The sequence below is a fragment of the Thermococcus fumicolans genome (assembly GCF_055386755.1).
The window spans coordinates 245,917-272,337 of the sequence record NZ_AP042424.1 but is presented as its reverse complement, the minus strand read 5'-3'; the positions used below and the strand labels follow the sequence as shown (position 1 = coordinate 272,337).

At 56.5% G+C, this 26,421-nt stretch carries 23 protein-coding genes, 1 tRNA gene and 1 pseudogene; 10 read left to right on the top strand and 15 right to left on the bottom strand.

Features of this window, described 5'->3' with window-relative positions:
• Nucleotides 1–12 precede the first annotated feature (12 nt).
• The 8 genes from ACZ5AM_RS01410 to ACZ5AM_RS01375 are packed head-to-tail and all read right to left on the bottom strand — an operon-like array spanning nt 13 to nt 8,037.
• On the bottom strand, nt 13–1,401 hold the full coding sequence (locus ACZ5AM_RS01410; RefSeq protein ID WP_464915189.1) for an ATP synthase subunit B: 1,389 nt from the start codon (nt 1,399–1,401) through the stop codon (nt 13–15).
• A gap of 5 nt (nt 1,402–1,406) precedes the next feature.
• Entirely contained in the window at nt 1,407–3,164 is a 1,758-nt protein-coding gene (locus ACZ5AM_RS01405) for an ATP synthase subunit A (RefSeq protein WP_464915188.1), read from the bottom strand.
• A 6-nt stretch (nt 3,165–3,170) separates the two neighbouring features.
• A complete protein-coding gene (locus tag ACZ5AM_RS01400; protein ID WP_464915187.1) occupies nt 3,171–3,479 on the bottom strand; it encodes a V-type ATP synthase subunit F in 309 nt (102 codons plus the stop codon).
• Nucleotides 3,476–4,579, bottom strand: a complete 1,104-nt coding sequence (locus ACZ5AM_RS01395) for a V-type ATP synthase subunit C (RefSeq protein ID WP_464915186.1) — start codon at nt 4,577–4,579, stop codon at nt 3,476–3,478. The genes ACZ5AM_RS01400 and ACZ5AM_RS01395 overlap by 4 nt, the downstream gene beginning before the upstream one ends.
• Before the next feature lie 5 nt (nt 4,580–4,584).
• Entirely contained in the window at nt 4,585–5,178 is a 594-nt protein-coding gene (locus ACZ5AM_RS01390; protein ID WP_464915185.1) for a V-type ATP synthase subunit E, read from the bottom strand.
• Between the two features lie 37 nt (nt 5,179–5,215).
• Nucleotides 5,216–5,701, bottom strand: coding sequence for a V-type ATP synthase subunit K (locus ACZ5AM_RS01385; RefSeq protein WP_464915184.1), 486 nt, complete (start codon nt 5,699–5,701; stop codon nt 5,216–5,218).
• Nucleotides 5,702–5,716: 15 nt separating this feature from the next.
• Entirely contained in the window at nt 5,717–7,723 is a 2,007-nt protein-coding gene (locus tag ACZ5AM_RS01380; protein ID WP_464915183.1) for a V-type ATP synthase subunit I, read from the bottom strand.
• A gap of 2 nt (nt 7,724–7,725) precedes the next feature.
• On the bottom strand, nt 7,726–8,037 hold the full coding sequence (locus ACZ5AM_RS01375; protein ID WP_464915182.1) for a V-type ATP synthase subunit H: 312 nt from the start codon (nt 8,035–8,037) through the stop codon (nt 7,726–7,728).
• Between the two features lie 131 nt (nt 8,038–8,168).
• Here ACZ5AM_RS01375 and ACZ5AM_RS01370 point away from each other — a divergent pair, with 131 nt between their 5' ends.
• Nucleotides 8,169–9,053: an ADP-dependent ribose-1-phosphate kinase gene (locus ACZ5AM_RS01370; RefSeq protein ID WP_464915181.1), complete on the top strand. Its 885-nt coding sequence runs from the start codon at nt 8,169–8,171 to the stop codon at nt 9,051–9,053.
• 60 nt (nt 9,054–9,113) lie between these two features.
• Nucleotides 9,114–9,401 (top strand): hypothetical protein, encoded by a 288-nt coding sequence (locus ACZ5AM_RS01365; RefSeq protein ID WP_464915865.1) that lies wholly within the window; start codon nt 9,114–9,116, stop codon nt 9,399–9,401.
• 17 nt (nt 9,402–9,418) lie between these two features.
• Here the strand turns inward: ACZ5AM_RS01365 and ACZ5AM_RS01360 are convergent, their stop codons facing one another.
• A complete protein-coding gene (locus ACZ5AM_RS01360) occupies nt 9,419–10,693 on the bottom strand; it encodes an amidohydrolase family protein (protein WP_464915864.1) in 1,275 nt (424 codons plus the stop codon).
• Nucleotides 10,694–10,838: 145 nt separating this feature from the next.
• On the opposite strand from ACZ5AM_RS01360, the gene ACZ5AM_RS01355 reads away from it, so the two are divergent.
• Nucleotides 10,839–11,444 carry a CGP-CTERM sorting domain-containing protein gene (locus tag ACZ5AM_RS01355; protein WP_464915180.1) on the top strand — a complete coding sequence of 202 codons (606 nt, stop codon included), beginning with the start codon at nt 10,839–10,841 and terminating at the stop codon, nt 11,442–11,444.
• A gap of 70 nt (nt 11,445–11,514) precedes the next feature.
• On the opposite strand, the gene ACZ5AM_RS01350 is transcribed toward ACZ5AM_RS01355, so the two are convergent.
• Both ACZ5AM_RS01350 and ACZ5AM_RS01345 read right to left on the bottom strand, forming a co-directional pair.
• The gene (locus tag ACZ5AM_RS01350; protein ID WP_464915179.1) at nt 11,515–11,979 is read right to left on the bottom strand and encodes a thermonuclease family protein; all 465 of its coding nucleotides are present in this window, start codon (nt 11,977–11,979) and stop codon (nt 11,515–11,517) included.
• A gap of 107 nt (nt 11,980–12,086) precedes the next feature.
• Nucleotides 12,087–12,860 (bottom strand): S-methyl-5'-thioadenosine phosphorylase, encoded by a 774-nt coding sequence (locus ACZ5AM_RS01345; RefSeq protein WP_464915863.1) that lies wholly within the window; start codon nt 12,858–12,860, stop codon nt 12,087–12,089.
• Nucleotides 12,861–12,976: 116 nt separating this feature from the next.
• Between ACZ5AM_RS01345 and ACZ5AM_RS01340 the strand changes: the two genes are divergently transcribed.
• Together ACZ5AM_RS01340 and ACZ5AM_RS01335 are read left to right on the top strand one after the other, a co-directional pair.
• Nucleotides 12,977–13,705, top strand: a complete 729-nt coding sequence (locus ACZ5AM_RS01340; protein WP_464915178.1) for a proteasome assembly chaperone family protein — start codon at nt 12,977–12,979, stop codon at nt 13,703–13,705.
• Nucleotides 13,706–13,714: 9 nt separating this feature from the next.
• Nucleotides 13,715–14,098, top strand: coding sequence for a DUF473 family protein (locus tag ACZ5AM_RS01335; protein WP_464915177.1), 384 nt, complete (start codon nt 13,715–13,717; stop codon nt 14,096–14,098).
• Here the strand turns inward: ACZ5AM_RS01335 and nucS are convergent.
• From nucS to ACZ5AM_RS01320, 3 genes and pseudogenes are all read right to left on the bottom strand, one after another.
• Nucleotides 14,095–14,853: an endonuclease NucS gene (gene nucS / locus ACZ5AM_RS01330; protein ID WP_464915176.1), complete on the bottom strand. Its 759-nt coding sequence runs from the start codon at nt 14,851–14,853 to the stop codon at nt 14,095–14,097. The genes ACZ5AM_RS01335 and nucS overlap by 4 nt on opposite strands.
• 30 nt (nt 14,854–14,883) lie before the next feature.
• Nucleotides 14,884–15,941: pseudogene (gene radA, locus ACZ5AM_RS01325) on the bottom strand (DNA repair and recombination protein RadA).
• Nucleotides 15,942–16,105: 164 nt separating this feature from the next.
• Nucleotides 16,106–17,119, bottom strand: a complete 1,014-nt coding sequence (locus ACZ5AM_RS01320) for a potassium channel family protein (protein ID WP_464915175.1) — start codon at nt 17,117–17,119, stop codon at nt 16,106–16,108.
• A gap of 887 nt (nt 17,120–18,006) precedes the next feature.
• On the opposite strand from ACZ5AM_RS01320, the gene ACZ5AM_RS01315 reads away from it, so the two are divergent.
• From ACZ5AM_RS01315 to ACZ5AM_RS01295, 5 genes are all read left to right on the top strand, one after another.
• Nucleotides 18,007–19,251 (top strand): ORC1-type DNA replication protein, encoded by a 1,245-nt coding sequence (locus ACZ5AM_RS01315; protein ID WP_464915174.1) that lies wholly within the window; start codon nt 18,007–18,009, stop codon nt 19,249–19,251.
• On the top strand, nt 19,251–21,257 hold the full coding sequence (locus tag ACZ5AM_RS01310) for a DNA-directed DNA polymerase II small subunit (protein WP_464915173.1): 2,007 nt from the start codon (nt 19,251–19,253) through the stop codon (nt 21,255–21,257). Before ACZ5AM_RS01315 ends, ACZ5AM_RS01310 begins: the two co-directional genes overlap by 1 nt.
• A 1-nt stretch (nt 21,258) precedes the next feature.
• A complete protein-coding gene (locus ACZ5AM_RS01305; RefSeq protein WP_464915172.1) occupies nt 21,259–25,149 on the top strand; it encodes a DNA-directed DNA polymerase II large subunit in 3,891 nt (1,296 codons plus the stop codon).
• A gap of 49 nt (nt 25,150–25,198) precedes the next feature.
• Complete coding sequence (locus tag ACZ5AM_RS01300; protein WP_464915862.1) at nt 25,199–25,882, top strand: hypothetical protein; 684 nt, start codon at nt 25,199–25,201, stop codon at nt 25,880–25,882.
• 100 nt (nt 25,883–25,982) lie between these two features.
• A tRNA-Gln gene (locus ACZ5AM_RS01295) sits at nt 25,983–26,058 on the top strand.
• A gap of 14 nt (nt 26,059–26,072) precedes the next feature.
• Here the strand turns inward: ACZ5AM_RS01295 and ACZ5AM_RS01290 are convergent.
• The gene (locus ACZ5AM_RS01290) at nt 26,073–26,420 is read right to left on the bottom strand and encodes an Mth938-like domain-containing protein (protein WP_464915171.1); all 348 of its coding nucleotides are present in this window, start codon (nt 26,418–26,420) and stop codon (nt 26,073–26,075) included.
• Nucleotide 26,421: the final 1 nt, after the last annotated feature.

Here is a 26,421-nt window from a genome sequence, read left to right as displayed (position 1 = left end):
ATTTGAAGGGCGTTAAGCCCTCTTCCTGTACTTCGGGTGGTACTTGAGGATGTACTCCTTCCTGACACGCTTCAGCTCGCTCTCAGGAAGCTCTGCCAGGAGTTCCCAGCCGAGGTCGAGGGTCTCGAAGATGCTCCTGTCCTCGTCGTAGCGCTGGGCGACGAATTCACGCTCAAACCTGTCCGCAAACTTGAGGTACTTCCTGTCGGTCTCGCTGAGGGCCTCTTCACCGACGACGGCGACGAGGTCCCTGAGCGACCTTCCTTCTGCGTAGGCCGCGTAGAGCTGCTGGCTGAGCTGTGGGTGATCTTCCCTGGTCATTCCCTTACCAATGCCGTCCTTCATCAGACGGCTGAGGCTCGGGAGAACGTCGATGGGCGGGTAGATACCCTTCCTGTGGAGTTCTCTGCTGAGGACTATCTGGCCCTCGGTGATGTAACCGGTGAGGTCCGGAATCGGGTGGGTGATGTCGTCGTCGGGCATCGTCAGGATAGGCACCTGCGTGATCGAACCCTTCCTGCCCCTGACACGGCCGGCACGCTCGTAGATTGTGGCAAGGTCGGTGTACATGTAACCCGGATAACCGCGCCTTCCGGGAACCTCTTCCCTCGCCGCTGAAATCTCACGGAGGGCCTCGGCGTAGTTGGTCATGTCGGTGAGGATGACAAGCACCTGCATGTCGTAGTCGAAGGCGAGGTACTCGGCGACGGTGAGGGCCATACGCGGGGTGATGATGCGCTCGATGGCCGGGTCGTCGGCGAGGTTGAGGAAGAGCACTGCTCTCTCTATGGCACCGGTCTCCTCGAAGCTCTTCTTGAAGAAGTTGGCCTCCTCGTAGGTGATACCCATCGCCGCGAAGACGACGGCGAACTGCTCCTCCTCACCGAGGACCTTCGCCTGCCTGGCTATCTGGGCCGCGAGCATGTTGTGCGGCAGTCCAGAACCGCTGAAGATGGGCAGCTTCTGGCCGCGGATGAGGGTGTTCATTCCGTCTATCGCGCTCACACCGGTCTGGATGAAGTCCCTCGGGTAGGCACGGGCGACAGGGTTAAGCGGCGCGCCGTGAACGTCGCGCCTGTCCTCCGGGATGATCTCTGGTCCTCCATCAATGGGCTTACCGATGCCGTTGAATATCCTTCCGAGCATGTCCATTGAAACGGGAACCTTGAGGGTCTCGCCGGTGAAGCGGACGCGCGTGGTCTTGACGTCCAAATCGCGGGTACCCTCGAAGACCTGGACGATGGCCATGTCCTCCCTTGCCTCGAGGACCTGTCCCTTCCTCTTCTCCCCGCTCTCGGTCTCAATCTCGACGACCTCACCGTAGGCGACGCCCTTGACGCCCTGGACGATCATGAGCGGCCCGTAAATCTTGCTAACGGTTGAGTACTCCATTCCCGGCATCAGCATCACGCCCCGTACTTCTTAAACAGCTCCTCAAACTGCTGGTTGGTTTCCTCGATGAGAGCCTTGACCTTCTCAACCTCGGGCTCGTACTTCATACGGCCTATCTTCTCCCTGACCGGGAGCTTGGCTATCTCGTCGACCGGGACACCGCGGTCAACCGCTTCCATCGTCTTCTCGTAGAAGTTGAGGATGACGCGCATCATGGTGACCTGCTTCTTCGGCGGGCAGTAGGTGTCGACCTCGTCGAAAGCGTCCTGCTGGAGGTAGTCCTCACGTATCATCCTGGTGACGATGAGTATGGCCTTCTCCCTGTCAGGTAGTGCATCGGGACCTACGATACGGACAATCTCCTGGAGCTCGGCCTCCTTCTGTAGGAGGGCCATCGCTGTATCGCGCATCTTCCTCCACTCTGGGTCAACGTTCCTGTGCCACCAGTCCTGTATCGAGTCGACGTAGAGAGAGTAGCTCCTCAGCCAGTTGATTGCCGGGAAGTGCCTTCTTCTAGCCAGGTCAGCATCGAGCGCCCAGAAGACCTTGACGACACGGAGGGTGTTCTGGACGACAGGCTCGCTGAAGTCACCGCCGGGCGGTGAAACGGCACCTATGACCGAGACACTGCCGATTCTCTCGTCGCTTCCGAGGGTCACAACGCGACCGGCCCTCTCGTAGAACTCCGCTATCTTCGAGGCGAGGTATGCTGGATAACCCTCCTCACCGGGCATCTCCTCAAGCCTTCCCGAAATCTCACGGAGCGCCTCGGCCCACCTGCTCGTTGAATCGGCCATCAGAGCCACGTCGTAGCCCATGTCCCTGAAGTACTCGGCGATGGTGATTCCGGTGTAGATTGAAGCCTCACGGGCAGCGACCGGCATGTTCGAGGTGTTGGCTATGAGGACCGTCCTCTCCATGAGGGGCTTTCCGGTCTTCGGGTCCTTGAGCTTCGGGAACTCCTCGAGAACGTCGGTCATCTCGTTACCGCGCTCACCGCAGCCGATGTAAACTACCACCTGGGCGTCACTCCACTTGGCCAGCTGGTGCTGGGTGACGGTCTTACCGGAACCGAACGGGCCTGGAATGGCAGCAGTCCCACCCTTGGCCTGGCTGAAAAAGGTGTCTATCGTTCTCTGTCCGGTGATGAGCGGAACCTCGGGCGGGAGCTTGTTCTTGTAGGGCCTCTTGACACGGACGGGCCACTTGTGGTACATCTTGAGCTCCTCTATGCTGCCATCGGGCTTCTTGACCTTGGCTATGACCTCCTCGATGGTGTAGTCGCCCTCCTCGGCGATCTCGACTATCTCTCCCTCAACCCACGGGGGAACGAGGATTCTGTGCTCGATGATGCTGGTCTCTGGAACCACACCGAGGATGTCGCCGCCGACGACCTTGTCGCCGACCTTGACCTTCGGAGTGAAGTGCCACTTCTTGTCCCTCGGCAGGGCCGGAGCGGTGAGACCCCTCGCTATGAAGTCGCCGCTCATCTGCCTAAGAACCTCAAGCGGCCTCTGGATACCGTCGTACATTGCAGTGAGCAGTCCCGGACCGAGCTCGACGCTGAGCGAGGCACCGGTTCCCTCGACCGGCTCGCCGGGTCTTATACCGGCGGTCTCCTCGTAGACCTGGATGACTGCCCTGTCACCTTCAAGGCGGATGATTTCTCCTATGAGACCCATCTCTCCAACGCGGACGACCTCGTACATCTTCGACCCTTTCATGCCGTCGGCAACGACCAGCGGACCGGTAACGCGAATTATCCTTCCCATTTCCCTTCACCTCTTCAGCTCAACACCAATCGCCCTCCTAACTATCTCCCTCAGCTGGGCCTCTCCAAACCTCGAACCGGACTTGTCCGGCACCTGAAGGATGATCGGAAACTTGACCTCGGGGATCTCCATCCTCTGGGCAAGCCCCTCAGTTATCAGGATTATCCCGACGTCTCCACGCCCTATAAGCTCTCTGAGCTTGTTGTTAGCCCTCTCCAGTTCAAGGGGGTCCGATCCAAAGGAGTAAACCTCGTGAACACCGGCCAGCTTGAAGCCCAGGGCCGTGTCAGGATCCCCCATCACAGCTATCTTCATGCCGCCTCCTCCCCGATAATCGCTTTGATTCTCTCGGGCTCGACTCCATCCGCTATCAGCTTCGCAACCGCCTTGAGCTTCCTGACCTCCCGCTCCTTCTTCATTATGTAGGCCAGCGGCGTCGCCACGCTGAGCGGGTAGAACCTCGTGAGCTCTCCCATCCTCCGGAGCAGGTGCTCCCAGAGGGCGTTCTCAACGACGCTGAGGTCGTTTTCGGCCCTCTCCCTGACGTCCCTGAGGACCTTCCCGTACTTGGTGGAGTCGAGCTCGGCCAGGGCCATTCCCAAGTCGTCAACGTTCAGAGCCGGGTCGAGCTTAACGCTTCCACCAGGTATCAGGTGGGGCTTGATGGCCTCCCCAGGAAGCCCAGCCCTCTTGGCCCTCAGCACTGTCATGACGTTCTTGATGTCGATCTTGGTTCTCACGAACTCCTCAAGTATGGTCCTCTCCTCGTCCTTCTTTGAGAGGGCGTAGGAGAGGAGCTTCGAGTAGTAGACCCTGTAAAGGGCGGTCTCAAAGTCGCTGACCCCCATCTCCCCGAGGAGAAGCTTCTGGTAGAGTTCCTCGTACGGCGTGCCCTCGAGGATGACGAGTATCTCCTCCATGGTCTTCGCCTCTGCCATGGCCTTGACCTTGGGAACCATGGTGCCTATCTCAACGATGTAGTCAACCGCCGGCTCCCCCTTGATCTTGGCCTTCACCACGTTGGCTATGTTCCTGACGTCCCACTCCTCAAGCAGTAGCCTGAAGAACCCGCTCACCCTGTCCGGGAGGATCTCCTCCATGAGGAGGTACGTCGAGGCCAGGGCCCTCTCGAAGGCCTTCTCGATCTCCAGGGGATCCTCTGAAACTGCCCCCAGGTGGGCCTTGTAGTCGGTGTCCTCGAGGTTGACTATGAAGTTCTGGAGCGTTCTGCTCTCGGCCAGCTCGTTGAACCTCTGGTCAGTCAGGAGTTTGGCCTCCATGGCGTTTATCCTCGCGTTAGGGTAGGAGTAGGGGGTGTACTTCCACAGTATCTTGTAGGTCTTCCAGCCAAGCCAGGTGAAGATCACCCCGAGGGTCGTGTCGAGTATTGCAGTTACGGTGCCCTCTGCCCCCATGTCCCTCACCCGAAGAGAGCCTTGGCTATCTCGGCCCTGAGCTCGTTACCCATCCTCTCGATTCTGGCATCGAAGGTGTTGTCAACCCTGACCTTCCCTTCCCTATCCTCGACTATGAGGCCGCCGATGACCTCAATGGGCTCGCCAAGTGAGACCTCTACCCCAACCGCCCTTGAGAACTCCTCCATCCTGGACTCCAGGAGGCTGAGGGTCCTCTCGTTGGACCTCACGACAACCGCGCTGACCCCGAGTTCCCCAACGGCTTCTTTGGCCAGCCTCACTAGAACCTCGAAGTACTCGTCATCCGGAAGGCTTGCGAGCCTCTCCCTCATGGCGCTGAGGACCTCGGCTATGAGCCCCTCCTGGACGGCTAGCTTCTTCTTCCTGACCTCAAGGCGGGCGTTGGCGATTATCCTCTGCTTCTCTATCTCGGCCTGGGTCTTGGCCTTCCTGAGTATCCACTCGGCCTGTGATCTGGCCCTCTTCTCGGCCTCGGCCTTTATCCTCTCGGCCTCTTCCCTGGCTTCGCTGAGTATGTACTGAACCTTCTGCTCCGCCTCCCTGTGGATCTCCTGGATTATGAGTTCTGCACCCTCCATCTCCACTCCTCCGTTGGTTAATGGAAAGGGAAAGGGTTCAGAGGCCAACGCCGGTGGCTATCATGATGAGGGCACCGACGAGACCGAAGATGGCCATGGTCTCGGCCATAGCGGCGAATATGATTCCCTGGGTGAAAGTCTTCGGGTTCTTGGCGACGGCACCGATGCTGGCGCCGGAGATGATACCCTGCGGTATGGCCGAGAGGCCGGTGAGGCCGACGGTAAGGCCGGCTCCCATGAGGATGGCGCTCTTAACTATGTTGTCCATGGTGGCCTGGGCGAACTTGAAGCTGCCGCCTATGATGCCGGAGCTCATCAGGATCAGGAACAGGGTGATGAGCCCGTAGATGCTCTGGGTCATTGGCAGGCCCTCAAGGATGAGGGCGTTCTTGAAGTTCTTCTCGTCCTCTGCCACAGCCCCTGCCGCAGCTGCACCTGCTATACCAACGCCGAACGCCGAAGCCGCACCAGCTATTCCCGCCGCGAGGGCGGCTCCAAGGGATACGTAAACTATCGGATCCATACCTCAAACACCTCCTCATTCGGTTCCAGTTTCGACCTTAAGCTTTGAAACTTCCCTCCTCGCCCTGAAGGGCTCGAAGGGCTTGCCATCACCTGAGTAGAACGTTCCAAAAAACTCAACGTACTGAAGACGGAGAGAGTGAACGAAGGCTCCGAGGGCGTTGATGGCGGTGGAGAATATCTGACCGCCGAAGAACAACACCACTCCGAGGATCGGGCCCAGGTAGAGGAACTTGACGCCCCATATCATCTGAACCAGGACGTTGATGACCATCGCTATTCCGCTGGTAGCTAGGGCCAGCGCCATCAGCCTAGCGTAGCTGAGCCACGTTCCCACGAAGCCGAAGAAGTCCGAGATAAGCAGCAGGGCCGCTAGGCCGCCGTTGCTGACCACTTCCCCGACCGCGAAGAGCAGGAGCCCTGCCCCGAACAGCACCTTGGCACCGCTCATGAAGGCTGGAACGTCCTTTCCTGTGGCGAAGAGCACTATGGCCAGGATTATGAGCATCCACGAGAGCTGGTCGAGTAGCGCGCCCCTCTTGTCGCCGTTCTTCCACTTGACTATGAAGCCCAAGGTATAACCTACGAAGAGGTGGGCCAGACCTATCGCGAGCGCCAGTATGAGCACGAACATCGGGTCCTTGAGCGGGTCTGTTATGCGCCACATCTGGAAGTTTGGATTCCCAGTCAAGGTGGCGCCCACTATGTCCAGCGCGTTCCCGAAGAAGCTGCCGAAGAGAGCGCCCATGGCCATGGTGAAGAACGAGCTCCAGAGGAGCGTGTAGGAGAACTTGTAGGTTCCGTCGTTGAACTTCCTGTGTCCCTTGACCAGCAAAGCCGCGACGATTCCGACGATGAGACCGTAGAGGAAGTCGGTGAGCATGAAGCCGAAGAAGAACGAGTAGGTGAACGCTATTATCGGCGTCGGGTCGATCTCGTTGTACTTCGGGACGCCGTACATCTCGGTGAGCATCTCAAAGGGTCTGGCCCAGCCGGGGTTCTTGAGCTTTATCGGGATCTCGTCGAGTTCCTCCTCGCTCGGCTTCTTGAATGAGACGTAAACCTTGCCCTCGGTGATCCTCTTTATCCCCTCCTCCACCTTGCCCGCGTCCTCCTCCGGAACCCAGCCGGTCAGGGCGAATGTCATGTTGGTTCTGGCGAGCATGCCCAGGGCGTTGGCCTTGTTGCGCTCGTTCTCCATGAGCTCGAGGTAGAACCTGACGTCGTCGTAGTACTTCTCGGCTATCCGTTCGGCCTCTCTGTGGGCCTCCTCAAGCTCCTCCCTCTTCCTGGCCAACTGCCTGCTGTACTCGGAGAGGAGCTCCCTGGGAGTTCCCTCCCCTTCCGGAACCTCGATCCTCTCGAAGGAGTGCTTGGCAAGAACCGGGTTGACCTTGTCGTAGTCCTTGGAGAGGAAGGCGACCGCCATAACAACGCTGTCCTTGAGGCTCTTGGGGACTATCACGATCCTGCCCTCGACGGACTTCTTGAGCTCTTCCTCGAGGGCCGGGAATTTTGCCCTGTCAACCGTCCCAACGAGGACGGTGACGGTTCCGGAGTGCCTGAGGTAAGAGGAGTCAACGTTGAACGCCGACAGGAGCTCAAGGGTCTCTATGCTCGACTTTATCCTCTCGATCTCGGTGTTTATGGAGTTTATCTTTGCCTCGGTGGCCCTGATGACAGGCTCAACGTTATCCAGGAACCTTTCAGTGTCCTTTATGAGATCCTCAATGCTCCTGTAGGGGTACTCCCTCTTCTCGGGTTCGGGCGGGAAGATGAACTCCTTCAGGCCACCGCCCTTTCTCGGAAGGTGCGCCCTGAGGAACTCGGCCATTCGTGAGATCGTTATCGCGTAGGAGGCGGCCTTCCTGTAGAACTCGTTGGGGGCGTCCCTCTGGGCTATTCCCACATCCACCTCCCGGATTTCAATGACACCGGCCTCGTGGAGGTAGGTAAGCAACCTGTCCCTGTACCTCTCAAGGGTTATGAGCTCGACCTTGAGCATCGGAGCCGGCCTGAACATGCTCAACTCCCTCTCACAAGTTCTATGGCAGCGGAGACGGCCTTCTCGAAGTTCTGAGTGGCCCTAACCTTCATGTCCTCGATCTCCCTATCTCCCTCGGCGAGGATCCTCTTGGCCTCCTCCTCACCCTCCTTACGGGCGCTCTCAACGAGGGCGTCCCCTTCCTTACGGGCAGACTCAAGGATCTCTTCCTCAATGGCCCTGGCTTCAACCTTGGCGTCTTCAACTATCTTCTTAGCCTCTCCCTTCGCGGCCTCAATACGCGCCTCTGCCTCCTTCTCCGCATCAACAATGCGCTTGATGACGTCCTCCATGATCGGCCCCCCATGATATTGAAAACAGGCTCAGTTTCCGTTTTGGCTAGCCTAACCCACTTTAAATAATTTGTGGTCTGGCAGGAAAAACCAGATAAGGGGCGAGGACAACTAGGATGGGGGGAGGAAAGATGGAAGTCATTGGTATCGGAAACCTCAACTACGACATCATAATGCTGGTTGACAGGTTCCCCGAGTTCCACGAGAAGATAGCGGCCAAAAAAGCGTTCTTCGGACTTGGAGGAGCTGCAGGGAACACGATAACCTGGCTCGCTCACATGGGGGTAAAGACGGGCTTCATAGGGGCCGTCGGAAACGACGAGATAGGCGAGTCCCACCTGAGGTACTTCAGGAGCATAGGGGTCGATACCGGGGGCATAAAGGTAGTGGACGCCCCGTCTGGTGTCGCAATAGCCATAATCCATGGGGAGGACAAGAGGATCGTCAAGTACCTGGGGGCAAACGAGAAGAGGGAGATCGACTTCGAATACCTGGGAAGGGCCAAGCACGTCCACCTGTCCTCGAACCCAGAGAGGATAATAGTAGAGGCCGTCAACTTCGCCAGCGAGAACGGTATAACAGTCTCCCTCGACATCGGGGAGGCCAGAATACCCGCCGGCGTGGAGGAGAAGATAGACTACCTCCTGATGAACGAGGACGAGTACAGACGGAAGTTCGGCTCCCTTGACCCAAGCCTCTGCGGGGCCAAGAACCTCATCATAACCCTGAACGGTGGTGGGGCCCTAATCAGGGGCGCGGACGGAGAGGTCGAGGAGATAAGGGGACTGAGCGCCAAAGTGGTAGATTCTACCGGTGCCGGGGACGCTTTTGACGCCGGCGTGGTGTACGGCAGGCTGAGGGGCTGGTCTTTGAGGGACTCGGCGAAGCTCGGAATGCTGCTGGCATACCTAACGGTTCAAAAAGTGGGAGCCAGAAGCGCCGTGGTCCCGCTGGAGGACATCGCGGAGACCGCCAAGAGGCTGAACCTCGACCTCCCGTTCAGTCGGAACCCTTAAAAATTCAAAGCCTAAAAGGTTTAGAGAGACTTAAGATCATTAAGCGCGGAGGTGGATCCCGTGGAAATAATCATCGACAACTTCAAGCCCAAGGTAACGAGGCCTTTCAAGCGGAAAAACGAGTACTGGATCAAGCTCATCCTTTCTGAGGGGGAGGAGTACATCATGAAGTTCAAAACCCCTTTGGAGGCTGAAGACGCTATATACGGCATGCTCGATGATCTACAGGTCTACGGGGGGAAGGTGAAGCTCAAGCTCCGCGAGGGAAACGTTATAGAGAAGATAGACGTCCTCGAGCTGTACAAGCCCTCGGCAAAGGAACTGGTCCAGGAGTACTTCGGGGGCTGATTTTTAAAATCTTAAATTCAAAGCAAACTGCCCACCGCCTTTTCTGCCTCCCCCAAGATTTTCTCCTCGTCGAGGGTGAGCACTTCCCTGTCGAGCATGAGGATTTTCCCATCCACTATCGTCGTCTCGACGTCGTTTCCGTTCGCTGAGTAGACGAGGTGGCTGATGACGTTGTTTATCGGCCTGAGGTGAGGTTTGTTGAAGTCGATTATCGCCAAGTCAGCGAGGTAGCCCTCCTTTATCATGCCCGCCTTGATTCCGAGGGCCTTTGCGCCGTTGAGCGTGGCCATCCTGAAGACGGTTTTGGCATCGGCAACAGTGGGGTTTAAGTTGTGCACCTTGTGGAGGAGGGCGGCTAACTTCATCTCCTCCAGCATGTCGAGGTTGTTGTTGCTGGCGGCTCCATCGGTGCCGAGGCCGACGTTGACGCCGGCGTTGAGGAGCTTCTCTATGGGCATGACACCGCTTGCCAACTTCATGTTGCTGCCGGGGTTGTGGGCGACGGTAACGCCGTGCCTCGCCAGAATCTGAACGTCCCTGCTGTCAAGCCAGACACCGTGCGCTATTATAACGTCCTTTCCCCAGAAGTCTATCTCATCGAGGAGCTCAACGGGGCTCTTGCCGTAGCGCTCGAATATCCTCCCGACCTCGCTCATCGTTTCACTCACGTGGATGGTTATGAGCTTCCCGTGCTCGCTCGCGAGCTCTCTCACGCGCTCAAGCAAAGCCAGGGAACAGGTGTATGGTGCATGAGGTCCGAATACGAACCGAACCCTCTCGGATTTCAGCTTCTCTATCTCCCTCATCTCGCGGAGCGCTTCCCTTATCTCCTTCTCCGTCCTCTCGGGATCGCCGAGGTCTATCATGCCGTAGGAGAGGTACCCCCTCAGGCCGCTCTCAAGGACGGCTTCACCAACGGCGTCCATGTGAAAGTACATGTCGAGGAAGGTAGTAGTGCCGGTCTTTATCATCTCAAGGGCACCGAGGTAGGCCCCGACCTTTATGGTCTCCCCCGTCAGCTTCGCCTCCCTGGGCCAGATGTGCTTCTCAAGCCACTCCATGAGAGGGAGATCGTCGGCCAAACCCCTGAGGAGCCCCATCGGCGAGTGGGTGTGAAGGTTGACGAATCCAGGGGAAACCACCCTCCCCGTGGCGTCTATAACCGTGTCGGCGCCCTCTTTTATGTTCTTGGCCACCTTCACTATCCGGTTTCCCTCTACCAGAACGTCAGCCTTGACGACCTCGAAGTCCTCGCCGTAGATAACGTGACCGTTCCTGATGAGAATGCTCACGGGCATCACCTCTTAAAGGGGAGTGTTTCCGGTGGAAGTTAAAAAGGTGTCGAGACCTGGCCACACGGTTTTGGACAGTTAGTAAGAGTTATAAACAACTTTAGTCAATGTTTATTCTGCACGAACTAAAGGGGGTGAACTAACCATGAATAAAAGAGTGGTTTTTGTTTTCAGCATAATTGTGGCCCTCGGTTTAGTTTTACCTGCGATAAACGCGGCTTCAACAACCAGCAACCACCCGCTAAAAGAAGGCGACTGGTTCAAGTACAAGGTACACTTCAAGGCAAGCGGGGGCGGGGAGAAGATAGAGGGAACAGTCCACATAAAATACGAGGTGATAAAGGTCGATGATAACGGATTCACGGTCAAAATCACAGACATCTCCGGAGACGTTGACAAATACAAGGAGGTCTTCGGGGACGACATAGAAAAAGTCGGGGATACCAGAACTATACCCTGGGACAAAGACCCCAGCGACGGAGACATATACGCCGACCCGTCCAAACTCCCCAAAGACGGAAAAGTGGACATAACGGGAGGCCTCATAGAGGGATACGCCAAATACGACACAAAAACGGGGATACAAAAAGAGGGATCCGGGGAGGCCAACCTCTTCGGTTTTTCCATCTCGATAACAGTGAAGCTGGAAGACTCGAACGTGGTTAAAGGCAGCGGTGGGGGCATCTGCGGCCCAGCGGCAATAGTTGGACTGGGCATGATCCCAGTGCTGATGAAGAAAAGGCGATTTTAAACCCCCTATCATTTTTTGTCCATCATCCCAACCTCTCGGGTTTCTTCTTAAAGAAGAGGGTAAAGCGAAATCAGAGTGGAACCCAGAGTCTCCAGGAATAGGGGTTGAACTCGTTGTAGTGATCCCAGATGGATGCATAGCCTGCCTCAACAAGCCACTCGTTGACGTTTAAAGCGTAGCCGTAATACCAGAACGGGAGGTATACGACCGCCACGACCCTTCCGTAGTGGTCGGTCTCGTAAACGTCGTCAACGTCGAGGTAGACGTAGCGGCCGTAGGTGTCGAAGAGCCACTCCAAAGCCGCCTTGGATTCCTTTCCTTCGTCGGTGTATATCTCCGGGGCGTTTATGTCGGCGAAGCGGACTTTGAAGGTCTCTCCCGCGCGGTAGCCGTAGTAGGAGTGGAACCAGACGGTGTCGCCGTCGACGACCTTGGTGACGTAGCCATAGGCCTGAAACTCGTAGGCGCTCGCAAAACCAGAGAGCAGGAAAACCACAGAAATCACTATGGAAGCAAAGATTACACCCCTGCGCATTTAAGACCACCAGAAGCCAGATGGAGAGAACGCTTAAAAATTTTTGCCATAGCTGTCCAAAAGTGAAAATAAACGCGTTAAAATGAACATAAAAACGGCAAGAAGTATCAGACGAACATGCTCTTCAGCACGTCGGCACAGCCGCACTTCCTCTCCTCCGGAATCCTCGGGATGGCCTTCTTGAGCAGCTCCTGGACCTTGTAGTTGTTCTCTGCCATGACCTTGAGAACCTCCTGAGCATCCACCGGCTTGTCGGCCCAGACGTCGTAGTCTGTAACGGTGGCGATGTTCGCGTAGCACATTCCGAGCTCGCGCGCGAGGTTTATCTCCGGGACGAGGGTCATTCCGATGATGTGGGCGTACTGCCTGAACATGAAGCTCTCGGCCCTCGTCGAGAAGCGCGGGCCTTCAATGCAGACGTAGGTGCCCTTCTCGTGAACTGGGAAACCGAGCTCCTTTGCCGTCTCATAGAATATCTTCCTCATCTCGGGGCAGAAGGGGTCGGCCATCGAGACGTGGGCCACTCTGGGACCGTTGTAGAAGGTGTACTCTCTCTTCTTCGTGAAGTCGATGAACTGATCTGTTATGACGATGTCGCCCGGCTTGTACTCCTCGCGGAGCGAGCCGACGGCGGTAACTCCTATGACGCGCTCAACGCCGAGCTCGTGGAGCGCCCAGATGTTCGCCCTGTAGGGAACCTCGTGCGGCGGGAACTCGTGGTTCTTCCCGTGCCTCGGGATGAAGGCAACCTCCACGCCCTCGATTTCGCCTATTTCCACTGGAGCGGACGGCCTGCCGTAGGGGGTGTGCACCTTCACCGTCTCCTTGGGCTCGAAGACGCCGTAAACCCCAGAACCGCCGATGATACCGATCTTCACCATAGACATCACCCTGTAAAAATACCGCCCGAGTTATTTAAGGGTTGCCTTTCCAGTGGAAAGGGAACTCCGAAAATTTAATAACCTTTTGGAATTAAATTCTTCGGGGGTGCTGGAGGATGGGAAGCGAAAAACCCGTCAATATAGTTCTGCCGGAGATCGAGCGGCCGATCCTGATAGAGGGCTATCCCGGCGTTGGACTGGTCGGCCACATAGCGGCGAACTTCCTCGCCAAGGAGCTCGGGATGGAGATGATAGGCTACGTCGAGAGCCAGTTCATCCCCCCGATGGCACTCATCCTCGAGGGAAAGCCGAACCCTCCCCTGCGCTTCTACGGGAAGGACAACATAATCGTCGCCGTCGCCGACATATACGTCACCCCAACGCTCGTCAACGAGATAGTCAGGGAGCTCGTTTCTTACCTGAGGGAGAGAAAGGCGGAGAAGGTCATCTCCATGGGCGGCATAGGGATAGGCTTCTTCAAGGAGAGGATGGACGTCTGGGGCGTCGGGGCAAGGGATGAGCTCAACAGGGAGCTCGAGGAGAAGGGGGTCAAGCTCCTTCAGTACGGCTCGATAATGGGGATGAGCGGCAGGCTTCTTCTGGAAGCGAGCAGGAACAACCTGGACGCCTACGTCCTCCTCGGGGAGACCTTCGGGGACAGGCCGGATCCAAAAGCGGCCGCCAACGTTATTGAGGCCCTCAAGAAGCTCGTTCCGCTGGAGGTGTCAACCGAACCGCTACTCCAGGAGGCGAGGGCCATAGAGGAGCAGCTCAGGAGGATGCACGAGCAGATGGAGCAGGCGAGGAAGAAAGCCGAAAAACAGTACGAGAGCATCTACCTGTGAGGTGGGAGCATGGAGGCGGTGGTCTTAGCGGGTATCTCTCGGCGCGTACTGGACGAGCTGATGAGGAACCCCTATAGAACCATTGAGCTCAGGGGCGCGAGGAACGTCCTGGCCGTCGAGGAAGCGCTGGAGAAGGCCATGAGACTCTTCTTGACCTACGACCCCTTCAGCGACGTTGACGTTGGTACTGAGGGCCTTCTGGCGGAGCTCCTCGGCATGGAAGAGCTTGAGACTAGAATACCTTGGGAGGAGAGCGACGAGAGGGAGGTCACGGTCTGCAGGGCCAGGATCAGACTGGTTGGCCTCGGAAGGGTCGTTGAAATCAAAAGGCGGCGCAACATGATAACCGTGGAGATCCGCGAACTGATGCCTCAGGAGATGGGGATGGGCTAAAGGAGCGTCGTCTGTCGGCCCTTGGATTTTCCAGAACGCTTTGGGGGTTCAAGCTTACGGAACTCCAGGCCCTCCTTTTCGAGGAGCTTTTTCGCCCCGGAGGTTAGGGATGGCGCCACAAGGATCCCCCTAACGCTTTCCCCGTGCTCCTCCCTGAGGGCCTCAACGTAGCGCTTGAGCTGGCTGACGGCGTGGAGTTCCGCCCTGCGCCTCTTCAGCTCGAGCACAACCAGATTGCCGTCCGAGTCCCTCCCGAGGATGTCAACGATGCCGTGCTTTATGGGCTTCTCGCGGAAGAGGGGCTTGAAGCCCGGCTCTATGAGCCCGGGGTTTTCAAAGATTAGCTCCGCCATCTCGGCCTCGCTTCCCGTCAAAGCCAACTCCTCATAGTCCTCGGCGCGGAAGAGGGAAACCAAGTAGACCTCCTCAAGTTCCACCTCCAGAACCTCCCTAGGCTTCCTACGGACGGACACTAAAACGGGTCTCTCGCGAAGTTCAAGCCTCACCCTGCTGCCAGGGGGCTGCCAGTTCACGGGCTCCCTCTTCCTGCTCTGATGTATGAGAAAGGACCCGTCGGGCTTGATGATTATAACCCTGTCCCCGGGCCCGAGCTCGCTCTTGGCCCTGCCGTCGTAGTGAACAGTACAGCGGGCGAAGATCGTCAGCAAAGCCTCGCTAAGGAGGGCTGAATCAACGATTTTAACTAGCTCCTCCGTGGAGGGGTTCACTGAAACAACGACCTTGTCAAGGGACATGGAGAAAAGTCCGGGGGGAGGTTAAAAAGTTTAATCCTCCGCCCCCTTCTCGGTTATCCTGAAGACGGCTTCACCCTCAGGCAGGTGGGGGCTGTCTATCAGCCTAGCAACCCTCTTCCCGGCCTTACCCTTTCTCAGGTAGATCCTGAGGGTCGCGGAGTGCGCTAAGATGTGGCCGCCGACGGGCCTCGTCGGGTCACCGAAGAAGGCATCTGGCTTCGCCTGAACCTGGTTGGTCACGAAGACCGCTATGTCGTAGAGGTCAGCGAGGCGGTGGAGGTCGGCGAGGTGCTTGGCCAGCTTCTGCTGTCTCTCCGCCAAAGTCCCCCTGCCGACGTACTCGCTCCTGAAGTGGGCCATGAGGGAGTCAACGACGAGCAGCTTTACCGGCCTGTCCGTCTCGGCCCTCTCCTTGATTATCTCCTCGGCCTTCTCAACGAGGAGCATCTGGTGATTGCTGTTGAAAGCGCGAGCGACGTAGATGTTCTTCAGAACCTCGTCCGGATCGAGGCCGCGGTTTTCAGCTATCTGCCTTATCCTCTCGGGCCTGAAGGTGTTCTCCGTGTCGATCCAGATGACCGAACCTCCGAGGCCTCCCTCCTCGGGGGGCTTCTGTACCATAACAGCTAGAGTGTGGGCGAGCTGAGTCTTGCCACTGCCAAACTCTCCAAATACCTCCGTTATGCCTGAGTCTCGATTCCACCGCCGAGGAGCTTGTCGAGGCTCTTGCTCCCTGTGGAGATCTTGCCTATGGTGGTTCTCTTCTGCATGTACTCGTCGGCCCTCATAAACGTCCCGATGTTGGCGGCTTCCCTAGCAGCTTGGATTATCTTGAGTGCAGCACCCTCGCTTATTCCCGCGATCTCCTTGAGCTCCAGGGGAGAAGCAACTGCTATGGCCTCGATTGTGTCGTAGCCCGCCTCACGGAGCTTCTCGGCAGTGGCTGGACCAACTCCGGGCAGATCCTCAAGGTTTTTAACTTCCTTTTTACCGGATGAGCGTGTCTTAGGCTCTGGCTCGCCCTCAACAACCTCGAGCTCCTCGAACTCCTCGAGCTCTTTAATTTCATCCTTCTTTTTCCGGGCCATCATCATCACCGTCTGGAGTACCCTCTGTGGGGGTAAAAGCGGGAGGGTTAATATACTTTTCTCAGAGATTGGGTTGGGAAGTCCTAGGGCTTTGGACAGGCTTAAGGGCAAAATGAAGGGAGGGATAAACCAGACGACGTTAGAAACACCGGAACCATCCCGGATTATGGCCCTGAAGTCCCCACCCGCCGGATGACTATGAGCTTGGCCCCACGGGGGATTTCCTCGTCCAGGGACGGGTTCAGAACGGGGGAATCCATGTAGTAGCCCATCAGAAAATAGCCCTCCTCACGCAAGCTGCGGAAGGCCTCGATGTACTTCTTCCCCCAGAGGTCTGGCCTTGAGAGGACCGAGATATCGTACCTCCCGAAGGAAGTTGTGATGTCGTCTATGACGTCCACGACCTCGGGCTCAAAGATGGAACTGGCCAGCAGCCTTCCCGCAAAGCTCCTGCTCAGTATGACGCGATCGGCCCCTGCCTGCTTTAGAAGCTCCACGCTCTCCCCCCTGAGGGCCTCCACCAGGACCTTGGCCCCGGAGAGCCTCTTGACCATCAGGGTCGTGAAAACGGCCTTGGAATCGTCCTCCAGTGCGAGGATAACGTGCGATGCCCTCTCAACGCCCGCCCGCTTTAGGGTGTCCTCACTGGTGGGATCACCCACGAGGACCTCTATTTCCTCTGGAAGCTCGACTTTCTTTCTCTCATCTTCGTCCGGGAACACGACAACTATCGGCTTCATCTCCGCCTCCCCGCGTTCAATGGCTGAAAGCAGCTCGTTGACGCAGCTGGGTATCGTGTTGCCCTGACCTATTATCAGATAGTGTCCGGAGTAATTAACCCTGTGCATCCCCATCATCCTCCTGAGTGAAGATGAGATAAAGGACTCGGCAAGAATCGATACAAGTGCAGTGAACGTTGAGATCCCGGCCACCGCGGCAACCATCGCAACTGCCCTTCCCACGGGAGTGGTGGGGGTAACGTCCCCGTACCCAATGGTGGCCATTGTTATGACCGCCCAGTAGAGGGCCGTGTAGAAGTCCACGCCCTCGGAGTACACGAAGAGAATGGCAAACAAAAGCGCCAAAAGAACGACCGCCCCGGCTATCTTTATCAGCCTGTTCCTGCTGACTTTGACCTTCACCTGAAGGAGCCGCCTGACTACCGTCACCGGGAGCATGGTGGTAGTTCTCAGGAGGACTTAAAAACATCACTGGGCGAATTGAAGGCCCCCCTCCACTGGAAACAGAACCCCGTTTCGATGGCCATCTTAAAAACCCCCCAGAGTTCCATTTCCACTGGAACTGGGATACGGAAATGGACGCCTTTCAACGGATGAAACAGGTAAAGTCCGAGTTATAAAGCCGTTTTTATTACGTAAATATCGATTTGTTCAGCCACTTAAATTTAAATTCCATCGTTAGTTCAATTCTTCAGTTTATTTACACTTCTTAAATGATCATTGTTCATGGAAAAAAATAAAAAAAGAAAAAAGCAGAGAAAATGGGAGTGTTTACACCAGAGCTAACGAGATAAGCGGGTGTATTCGTATCCCGGTTCCACAGGAAATACAACCCCCTGGGGGACAAGTTTTGTTTAACCTCTCAAAAGACTTAAACATCATCGTTTGCATATAATACGCATTTCTGGTCATCAGTGTCTTCGTTTTTATGTCCACACATGTCCATTCTTCTTTCAGTGGAAATCCCCCTTGCCATCTGAAGGCTAGTTTGTATTTGTAAAAATCAGTGTACACGACTGTACATTAAATCTCCCGCGTTTCCTGTGGAACCTTGTCTATCCACTGGAAACATAACCCTCCTTTGGACAACTTCCTGATCAACAAACGATATAAACCCCTCACTGCAATCATGGTTTGCTTTCCACTGTGACCGGTGCTTCGGGTGGAAATCCCTGATCATCTGGTGTCAAACTCGTGACTATATGAAACACATAGTATAAACAATGATGGTCTAGATGCATGAACTTAGTCGTGTTGGGTTGAAACACCGTCGTCGTGCACAATGGGGAGTTTCATTTCCAGTGGAACTCAAATCGGTGGTGGCTATGAACGACTACCTCGGCTCGATATTCGAGAAGTACCTTCACGCGAAGAAGATATTCAAAAACAAGGAGGTCCTTAGACACAGTTATACTCCGAAAGAGCTCCCCCACAGACGCGAGCAGATAGAGGAGCTCGCCCATATTCTGGTTCCGGTTCTCCGGGGTGAGACGCCTTCTAACGTTTTCGTCTATGGAAAGACCGGAACCGGTAAGACCGTTACCATCAAGTTCGTCACCGAAGAGCTGAAGAGGATATCCGAGAAGTACCAAGTTCCTGTGGAGGTCATATACATAAACTGTGAGATAGTCGACACCCAGTACCGGGTTCTGGCCAATATAGTCAACTATTTCAAGGCTGAGAGCGGCGTTGAGGTGCCCCTTGTCGGCTGGCCTACGGATGAGGTCTACGCCCGCCTCAGGGAGGTCATAGACGCCAAGGAGCGCTTCGTTATAATAGTCTTGGACGAGATCGACAAGCTCGTGAAGAAGAGTGGGGACGACATACTGTACTCCCTTACTAGGATAAACACCGAGCTATCGAGGGCCAAGGTGAGCATAATAGGCATCTCCAACGACCTCAAGTTCAAGGAGTACCTGGATGCCCGCGTGCTCTCAAGCCTGAGCGAGGAGGAGGTCGTGTTCCCCCCTTACGATGCGAACCAGCTCCGCGACATACTCATGCAGCGTGCCGAGGATGCGTTCAACGAGGGGGTTCTCGACGATGCCGTGGTCCCGCTGTGTGCCGCTTTGGCCGCGAGGGAGCACGGGGACGCCAGGAGGGCCTTGGATTTGCTCCGCGTGGCAGGAGAGATAGCCGAGCGCGAGGGGGCCAGCAAGGTAACCGAAAGGCACGTGTGGCTGGCGCAGGAGAAGATAGAGCAGGACACCATGGAGGAGGTTATAAAAACACTTCCCCTCCACTCGAAGGTCCTCCTCCACTCCATCGTCCTCTTGGACGAGAACGGTGAGCTTCCAGCCAACACGGGTGACGTCTACTCCGTTTACAAATCCCTCTGCGACTACATCGACCTCGACCCCCTGACCCAGCGCAGGGTCAGCGACCTGATAAACGAGCTCGACATGCTCGGCATAATCAACGCCAAGGTGGTGAGCAAGGGCCGCTACGGGAGAACCAAGGAGATACGTCTCAACGTAACGCCCCACAAGGTCAAGAAGATCTTCAGCCAGGACGACCAGCTCAGGCCCCTCCTCACCGTCAACCTCTCCCGCCAGAGGAGGCTGATCTGATGCTGGTTGAGGACTTGCTCAAGAGCGGCTATCTAATAACCCCTCCCGCCTACTACCTTCTCGAGCCCCACTACAAGAAGGACTTCACCCTCGCCGAGCTGATAAAGTTCACCAAGTCGGCCGGTTCGTTCATAGTGACGTCTAGGGTGGCCGAGGAGTTCCTCCGTTCCAAGGGTTTGGTTTCCACTGGAACTGAAGAAAGCGCTTCCATTGAGGTTGCCGCCGATGAAGTTGCCGAAGGGGAACCCCCGACTCCCTCGAGACAAGTCGATCTCGATACCGTCCAAGAAAGTTCAATTTCCACTGGAAATCCCCCTCAAGAAGTGGGATTCGAGCCCTCTAATCCTCAAAATCTGGGAGAAAATGGGCCATTTTCTGAGGGGGAGAGTTTAATTTCCACTGGAACTTCTCCGCCGTCTACCCCTCAAGACGTCGTCATGGACGAAGAAATTGGGGATGTGGACGGGACTGAGGACGCGAGTTTTCCACTGGAAACCGAGGGCTTCGTCCCGGCTGAAGTCGAAGACGAATCGAACGGAAACGGGTACTCCGATGAGAACGGGAACGGTGTTAAACCCAAGCTGGTTTACGGTGATTACGGCGTCCCCATAGCTTACGTTGAGGAGGAGACCCCCGAGGGGAAGAAGAGCTACTCGACCTACGAGGACGTCGTTATCTCCCCGCGCGAGGGGTTCCGCTATTTGGCCGAGGAGATCCCCGAAGACGCGGAGGTCGTTTTTGACGTCAAGAACTTCAAGTTCTCACCTCCAAAGGCAAAGAACGCCGCTGGTAAAGAGGGAGAGTTTCTGGTGGAGGCCTATCGCTCCCACTTCCGCTCCCGTCTCAAGAGGATGAGGAGGATCTTCAGGGAGAACCCCGAGATCGGGGGGATAATCGATATCGGGAAGCTCAGTTACGTCCAGCCCAACAGCGATGTAACCGTCGTTGGCCTCGTAAACGAGAAGCGAGAAACTGCCAAGGGCTTTATCCTGGAGCTTGAGGACGCGACGGGCAGGGTCAAGGTCTTCATAAACCGGGAGCGGGAGGACGCTAAGCTAGTGATGGAGATAATGCACGACGCGGTTGTGGCGGTAACCGGAAGGTACTCGGGCAGGGGCATGATCTTTGCCGACAGGCTCTACCTCCCCGACGTCCCGAAGTTCAAACGAACTAAACCCCCACTGAAGGAGAAGGTCTACGCCATACTCCTGAGCGATATACACGTTGGGAGCAACAAGTTCTGCGAGGAGGCCTTCGTTCGTTTTCTGGACTGGCTGAACGGGGACGTTGAGAACGAGGCCCACGCGGAGCTCGTGAGCAGGGTCAAGTACCTAATCATAGCGGGGGACGTGGTCGATGGGATCGGAATCTACCCCGGTCAGTACGACGAGCTCGCCATCCCCGACATCTTCGATCAGTACGAGGCGCTCTACAACCTCCTCAGAAACGTTCCAAAGCATATCCACACCTTCATCGGGCCCGGGAACCACGACGCGGCCAGGACCGCCCTGCCCCAGCCCGGCTTCTACGAGGAGTACGCGAGACCGCTCTTCAAGCTGAAGAACACCACCATAATAAGCAACCCCGCTGTCATAAGGCTCCACGGTAGGGACTTTCTCATAGCTCATGGAAGGAGTATTGAGGACGTCGTCACCGAGATTCCCAATCGGAGCCACCACAGGCCCGCGGAGGCAATGGTCAACCTCCTCAAACTCCGGCACCTTGCCCCAACCTTCGGCGAAAAGGTTCCCATAGCGCCGGATCCTGAGGATCTACTTGTCATAGAATCCGTTCCTGACTTGTTCCAGGCAGGCCATGTTCACGTTCTCCAGCACAAGATCTACAACGGGGTCTTTCTGATAAACACGGGCACCTGGCAGGCCCAGACCGAGTTCCAGAAGATGGTCAACATCATGCCCACCCCTGCTCGCGTCCCTATAATAGACGTTGAGACCGCCCGCCTGAGGGCCGTTGTCAACTTCGACCAGTTCTGCGAGGGTGTGTAAAATGTCCGGGGAGCTCTACTCAACCGAGATGAAGTCCTACTTCGAATCGCTCCAGCGCGAGATAGACAGGGCCTACGAGATAGCGAGAAAAGCGAGGGCCCAGGGAAAGGACCCCAGCCTTGAGGTCGAGGTTCCCCAGGCTACAGACATGGCCGGCCGTGTGGAGAGCCTCGTCGGGCCCAAAGGCGTTGCCGAACGCATAAGGGTTCTCGTCAAGGAGTACGGAAAGGAGCTGGCTTCGCTCAAGATCGTGGACGAGATAATCGAGGGCAAGTTCGGCGATCTGGGGAGCAAGGAGAAGTACGCGGAACAGGCCGTTAGGACAGCCCTCGCGATCCTCACGGAGGGAATCGTTTCCGCTCCTCTCGAGGGTATCGCTGACGTTAAAATCAAGCGCAACACCTGGGCCGACAACAGCGAGTATCTCGCTTTATACTACGCCGGGCCTATACGGAGCTCCGGCGGAACCGCTCAGGCCTTGAGCGTCCTCGTTGGTGACTACGTGAGGAAGAAGCTCGGCCTCGACCGCTTCAAGCCTAGCGAGGAGCACATAGAGCGCATGGTTGAGGAAGTCGACCTATACCACCGCGCGGTCACGAGGCTGCAGTACCATCCCGAGGCCGACGAGGTTAGGCTCGCCATGAAGAACATCCCCATCGAGATAACCGGTGAGGAGACTGACAAGGTGGAAGTGAGTCACAGGAACGTCCCCGGCGTCGAGACCAACCACCTGCGCGGCGGAGCTATTCTCGTTTTGGCCGAGGGCGTCCTCCAGAAGGCCAAGAAGCTCGTCAAGTACATAGACAAAATGGGAATTGAAGGGTGGGACTGGATAAAGGAGTTCGTCGAGGCAAAGGAGAAGGGCAAGTCGGCTGAGGAAAAGCCCTCTGGGGATTCCAAGGCCGAGGAAGCGGGCAAAGAGGAAGTGAAGGAAAAGGTCGAGAAGGGCTTCTACTACGAGCTTTACGAGCGCTTTAAGGCCAACATCGCGCCTAACAAAAAGTACACCAAGGAGATAATCGGCGGCAGGCCCCTCTTCGCTGAGCCATCGACCAACGGCGGTTTCAGGTTGAGGTACGGTCGCTCCCGTGTCAGCGGTTTCGCCACCTGGAGCGTTAACCCGGCCACAATGCTCATACTCGACGAGTTCATAGCGATCGGAACGCAGATGAAGACCGAGAGGCCCGGAAAGGGCTGTATAGTCACGCCGGCCACAACCGTCGAGGGGCCGATAGTGAAGCTCAAGAACGGCTCCGTAGTTAAGGTGGACGACTACGAGACCGCTCTAAAGGTGAGGAACGAGATTGACGAGATCCTCTACGTCGGCGACGCCCTGGTGAACTTCGGAGACTTCGTCGAGAACAACCAGACGCTTTTGCCGGCGAACTACGTCGAGGAATGGTGGGTTCAGGAGCTGGTTAAAGCGATAGCGGACACCTACGAGGTCGAGCTTGAGCCCTTCGCCGAGAACCCACGAGAGGCCGTTGAGGAAGCGGCCGAGTACATCGAGGTCGATCCAGACTTCCTCTGGAAGCTCCTCCGCGACCCACTGCGCGTTAGGCCGGACGTTGAAACTGCCATACACCTCTCCAAGGTCCTCGACGTTCCGTTCCACCCGTACTACACCCTCTATTGGAACACTCTGGAGCCTGGGGAAGTTGAGGAACTCCAGAAAGCTTTGGTGAACGCCCAGATCGAGTGGGACGAGTTCAGGAAGAACAAGTTCGCCAGGAAAGTCGTCCTCGACAACGACACCAAGATCAAGCGCTACCTTGAGCTCTTAGGCCTCCCGCACAGGCTAGAGCGGACGGAAGACAGGAGGAAGGTCATCGTAATCGACTACCCCTGGAGCGCGGCCCTCCTCACCCCCCTTGGCAACCTCGAGTGGGAGTTCAGGGCGAAGCCGTTCCATACCGTCATCGACATAATCAACGAGAACAACCGGATAAACCTCCGCGACAGGGGAATAAGCTGGATTGGGGCGAGGATGGGAAGGCCGGAGAAGGCCAAGGAGAGGAAGATGAAGCCGCCCGTTCAGGTGCTTTTCCCCATCGGTTTGGCCGGAGGCTCGAGCAGGGATATCAAGAAGGCCGCCGAGGAGGGAAAGGTCGCGAGCGTTGAAATAGCCTTCTTCAAGTGCCCGAGCTGTGGCCACGTGGGGCCGGAGCACCTCTGCCCTCGCTGCGGAACGCGGAAGGAACTCCTCTGGCACTGCCCCAGGTGCAACGTTGACTACACCAAGAGCGAGGCTGAGAACTTCGACTTCCGCTGTCCAAAATGCGGCGTTGAGTTGAGTCCCTACGCGAGGAGGACGATAAAGCCCTCGGAACTCCTTAGACAGGCGATGGAAAACGTCAAGGTCTACGGCATCGACAGGCTGAAGGGCGTCCAGGGAATGACCTCCGGCTACAAGATGGCCGAACCGCTCGAGAAGGGCCTCCTCAGGGCGAAGAACGACGTCTACGTCTTCAAGGACGGCACCATCCGCTTCGACGCCACAGATGCCCCGATAACCCACTTCAAGCCAAGGGAGATAGGGACGAGCGTTGAAAAGCTCCGCGAACTCGGCTACACCCATGACTTCGAGGGCAAGCCGCTTGAGAAGGACGACCAGATACTGGAGCTCAAAGTCCAGGACGTTATACTGCCCTACGAGGCTGGAAAATACCTCCTCAAGGTAGCCCGCTTCATAGACGACCTCCTTGAGAAGTTCTACGGCCTTCCGAGGTTCTACAACGCCGAGAAGATGGAGGACTTGGTTGGACACCTCGTGATAGGCCTCGCCCCGCACACTTCAGCGGGAATCATCGGGAGGATAATCGGCTTCTCCGACGTTCTGGTCGGCTATGCCCATCCGTATTATCATGCCGCGAAAAGACGCAACTGCGACGGAGATGAGGACAGTGTAATGTTACTTATGGATGCACTTTTGAACTTTTCACGTTACTATCTGCCCGAGAAGCGCGGCGGCAAGATGGACGCGCCGTTGGTCGTCACAACGCGCCTCGACCCGAGGGAGGTCGACAGTGAGGTCCACAACATGGATGTCGTCCGCTACTATCCCCTCGAGTTTTACAGTGCCACATACGAGATGAAGTCGCCGAAGGAGGTAAAGTTCATCGAGCGCGTCGAGGACAGGCTCGGAAAGCCTGAGATGTACGAGGGGCTGAAGTTCACCCACGATACGGATGACATCGGCCTCGGTCCGAAGATGAGCCTGTACAAGCAGCTCGGCGACATGGTCGAGAAGGTGGAGCGCCAGCTCGCTTTAGCCGAGCGCATTCGCGCGGTTGACGAGCACCACGTGGCCGAGACAATAATCAACTCCCACCTCGTCCCCGATCTGAGGGGTAACCTCAGGAGCTTCACGAGGCAGGAGTTCCGCTGCGTGAAGTGCAACACGAAGTACAGGAGGCCACCTTTGACCGGGAAGTGTCCCAAATGCGGCGGCAAGATCGTTCTGACCGTCAGCAAGGGTGCAATAGAGAAGTATCTCCCAACGGCGAAGATGCTCGTTACGAAGTACAACGTTCTGGACTACACGAGGCAGAGGATATGCCTGACCGAGAAGGACATAAAAACGCTCTTCGAGAACGTCTTCCCTGAGAGGCAGAGGACCCTCATGGGTTTCTCTGCGGACGTTTGTGAGAAGATGATCAAGGAGAGAACTGGAAAGTCCAACGGAAAGAACGGCTACCTCGACGAGCTCAGGGAGAACGGGAAGCCTAAGCGAAAGTCCGGGGAAGGGAAAAAGAATGAATCTGCTTCTTCCAAGCGCTCTAAGGGGGATACAAAGTCGTCCCCTGGACTGAAGAAGATAGTTGGAAAGGAGAAGCCCTCTCCAAAGAGGAAGAAACGGGGCATAAGCCTCGACGAGTTCTTTGGCTCTTAGCTTTTCCGTTAATCATATATATGATAACGCCGCTTTATCTCCGGTGGAAATGCAGGGGTTCAAATTGCTCCCCAGCGTGGCCTACCTCCGCGTTCAGAGGCAGGCGTTCATCGGCTACTCCATGCCCCTGGCCGGCTGGATAGGCGAGTACATGGTAAACTATCAGAGGCTGCCGAGGCCGCGTTTTGTCCACAGGGCCATGGGAAAGCTGGGCTTTTCCCTGGCTGGGGAGGAGAGGGATGAGAGATATATAACCCAGTTCTTCACCAAGGGGTCGGTTTCAGTAATCGCGAGCTGGGACGTCGAGAGGGAGGCCCTTTTCCTCCAGCTCATTCCGCTCCGCTCTAGGCTCTCTAGGGGCTTGACGATACGGGCTGAGAACATAGAGTTCTACGACCAGTACGTCGTTTCCATTGAGCCTACCAATAGGCTTCCCCCTGGGGTTAGGGGCATCGGGGTAAACGCGCTTATCTTAGAGGAGTTCTACCCCATCGAGACCCCCTACTGGGGCATGCTCCACGAGGACTGGGAGAGCGAGCTGAACCTTGTGGTTATGAGGGACGAAATCTACGACAGGCTGAAGCGCGAGGAGTATCGCTGCCCCGTCTGCTTCTCGCCGCTGAGCGAGGAGGACGGTGTTCTGAAGTGTCTAAAATGCGGCTTCGTCTACGCTCCGGAGAACGACTTTGAGAGGGTCATGGAGACGTTCACCGTGGGGGAGTTCGCGTTTTAGAACCTTTGAGATTTCAAAGCTTCACCCGAATTAGCGGTTTTGATACCGTGAATTGCGGTCCTAAACTTTATAAGCTCCCCCTCCGCTCTCTCTATCGGGCAGCCCCGTGGTGTAGCGGCCAAGCATGCGGGACTTTGGATCCCGCGACCCGGGTTCGAATCCCGGCGGGGCTACCATACCCGTTCTCCCATTAGCAGGTCACGTGAAATATCGCCAGAACCCTCTTTCTTCCCCTGAATTCTTCAAAATACTCAAGCGCCTCTGGGGTGGGCTTCTCTATGATCTCCTTTCCCCTTACCAGCTCCCTGCTCTCGGGAAGGAGGGAAAGCATTCCGTACATTCCGGTTCCCACGAGCAGGACGTCAAAGTCCTCCTTCAGGTACTCCCTCAGCTCCTCCGGATCGAGCTTGTGGCTCGTGCCGTGCTTCCCCTTGCTGATCCACTTTTTCCTCTTTTCAACCCTCCCGCTCGGATAAACGACAACGTCGTGATCGTAGGCCTTTCCGTCTATGACTATCCTCCCGAACTCCCCCTTCATA

Coding starts and splice junctions, on each gene's coding strand:
- nucS (WP_464915176.1), bottom strand. CDS start 14,853: ATGTCCCTTGACAAGGTCGTTGTTTCAGTGAACCCCTCCACGGAGGAG.
- ACZ5AM_RS01310 (WP_464915173.1), top strand. CDS start 19,251: ATGCTGGTTGAGGACTTGCTCAAGAGCGGCTATCTAATAACCCCTCCC.
- ACZ5AM_RS01350 (WP_464915179.1), bottom strand. CDS start 11,979: ATGCGCAGGGGTGTAATCTTTGCTTCCATAGTGATTTCTGTGGTTTTC.
- ACZ5AM_RS01340 (WP_464915178.1), top strand. CDS start 12,977: ATGGGAAGCGAAAAACCCGTCAATATAGTTCTGCCGGAGATCGAGCGG.
- ACZ5AM_RS01355 (WP_464915180.1), top strand. CDS start 10,839: ATGAATAAAAGAGTGGTTTTTGTTTTCAGCATAATTGTGGCCCTCGGT.
- ACZ5AM_RS01405 (WP_464915188.1), bottom strand. CDS start 3,164: ATGGGAAGGATAATTCGCGTTACCGGTCCGCTGGTCGTTGCCGACGGC.
- ACZ5AM_RS01305 (WP_464915172.1), top strand. CDS start 21,259: ATGTCCGGGGAGCTCTACTCAACCGAGATGAAGTCCTACTTCGAATCG.
- ACZ5AM_RS01320 (WP_464915175.1), bottom strand. CDS start 17,119: ATGCTCCCGGTGACGGTAGTCAGGCGGCTCCTTCAGGTGAAGGTCAAA.
- ACZ5AM_RS01370 (WP_464915181.1), top strand. CDS start 8,169: ATGGAAGTCATTGGTATCGGAAACCTCAACTACGACATCATAATGCTG.
- ACZ5AM_RS01395 (WP_464915186.1), bottom strand. CDS start 4,579: ATGGGGGCAGAGGGCACCGTAACTGCAATACTCGACACGACCCTCGGG.
- ACZ5AM_RS01345 (WP_464915863.1), bottom strand. CDS start 12,860: ATGGTGAAGATCGGTATCATCGGCGGTTCTGGGGTTTACGGCGTCTTC.
- ACZ5AM_RS01380 (WP_464915183.1), bottom strand. CDS start 7,723: ATGTTCAGGCCGGCTCCGATGCTCAAGGTCGAGCTCATAACCCTTGAG.
- ACZ5AM_RS01315 (WP_464915174.1), top strand. CDS start 18,007: ATGAACGACTACCTCGGCTCGATATTCGAGAAGTACCTTCACGCGAAG.
- ACZ5AM_RS01410 (WP_464915189.1), bottom strand. CDS start 1,401: ATGCCGGGAATGGAGTACTCAACCGTTAGCAAGATTTACGGGCCGCTC.
- ACZ5AM_RS01300 (WP_464915862.1), top strand. CDS start 25,199: ATGCAGGGGTTCAAATTGCTCCCCAGCGTGGCCTACCTCCGCGTTCAG.
- ACZ5AM_RS01290 (WP_464915171.1), bottom strand. CDS start 26,420: ATGAAGGGGGAGTTCGGGAGGATAGTCATAGACGGAAAGGCCTACGAT.
- ACZ5AM_RS01400 (WP_464915187.1), bottom strand. CDS start 3,479: ATGAAGATAGCTGTGATGGGGGATCCTGACACGGCCCTGGGCTTCAAG.
- ACZ5AM_RS01375 (WP_464915182.1), bottom strand. CDS start 8,037: ATGGAGGACGTCATCAAGCGCATTGTTGATGCGGAGAAGGAGGCAGAG.
- ACZ5AM_RS01385 (WP_464915184.1), bottom strand. CDS start 5,701: ATGGATCCGATAGTTTACGTATCCCTTGGAGCCGCCCTCGCGGCGGGA.
- ACZ5AM_RS01390 (WP_464915185.1), bottom strand. CDS start 5,178: ATGGAGGGTGCAGAACTCATAATCCAGGAGATCCACAGGGAGGCGGAG.
- ACZ5AM_RS01335 (WP_464915177.1), top strand. CDS start 13,715: ATGGAGGCGGTGGTCTTAGCGGGTATCTCTCGGCGCGTACTGGACGAG.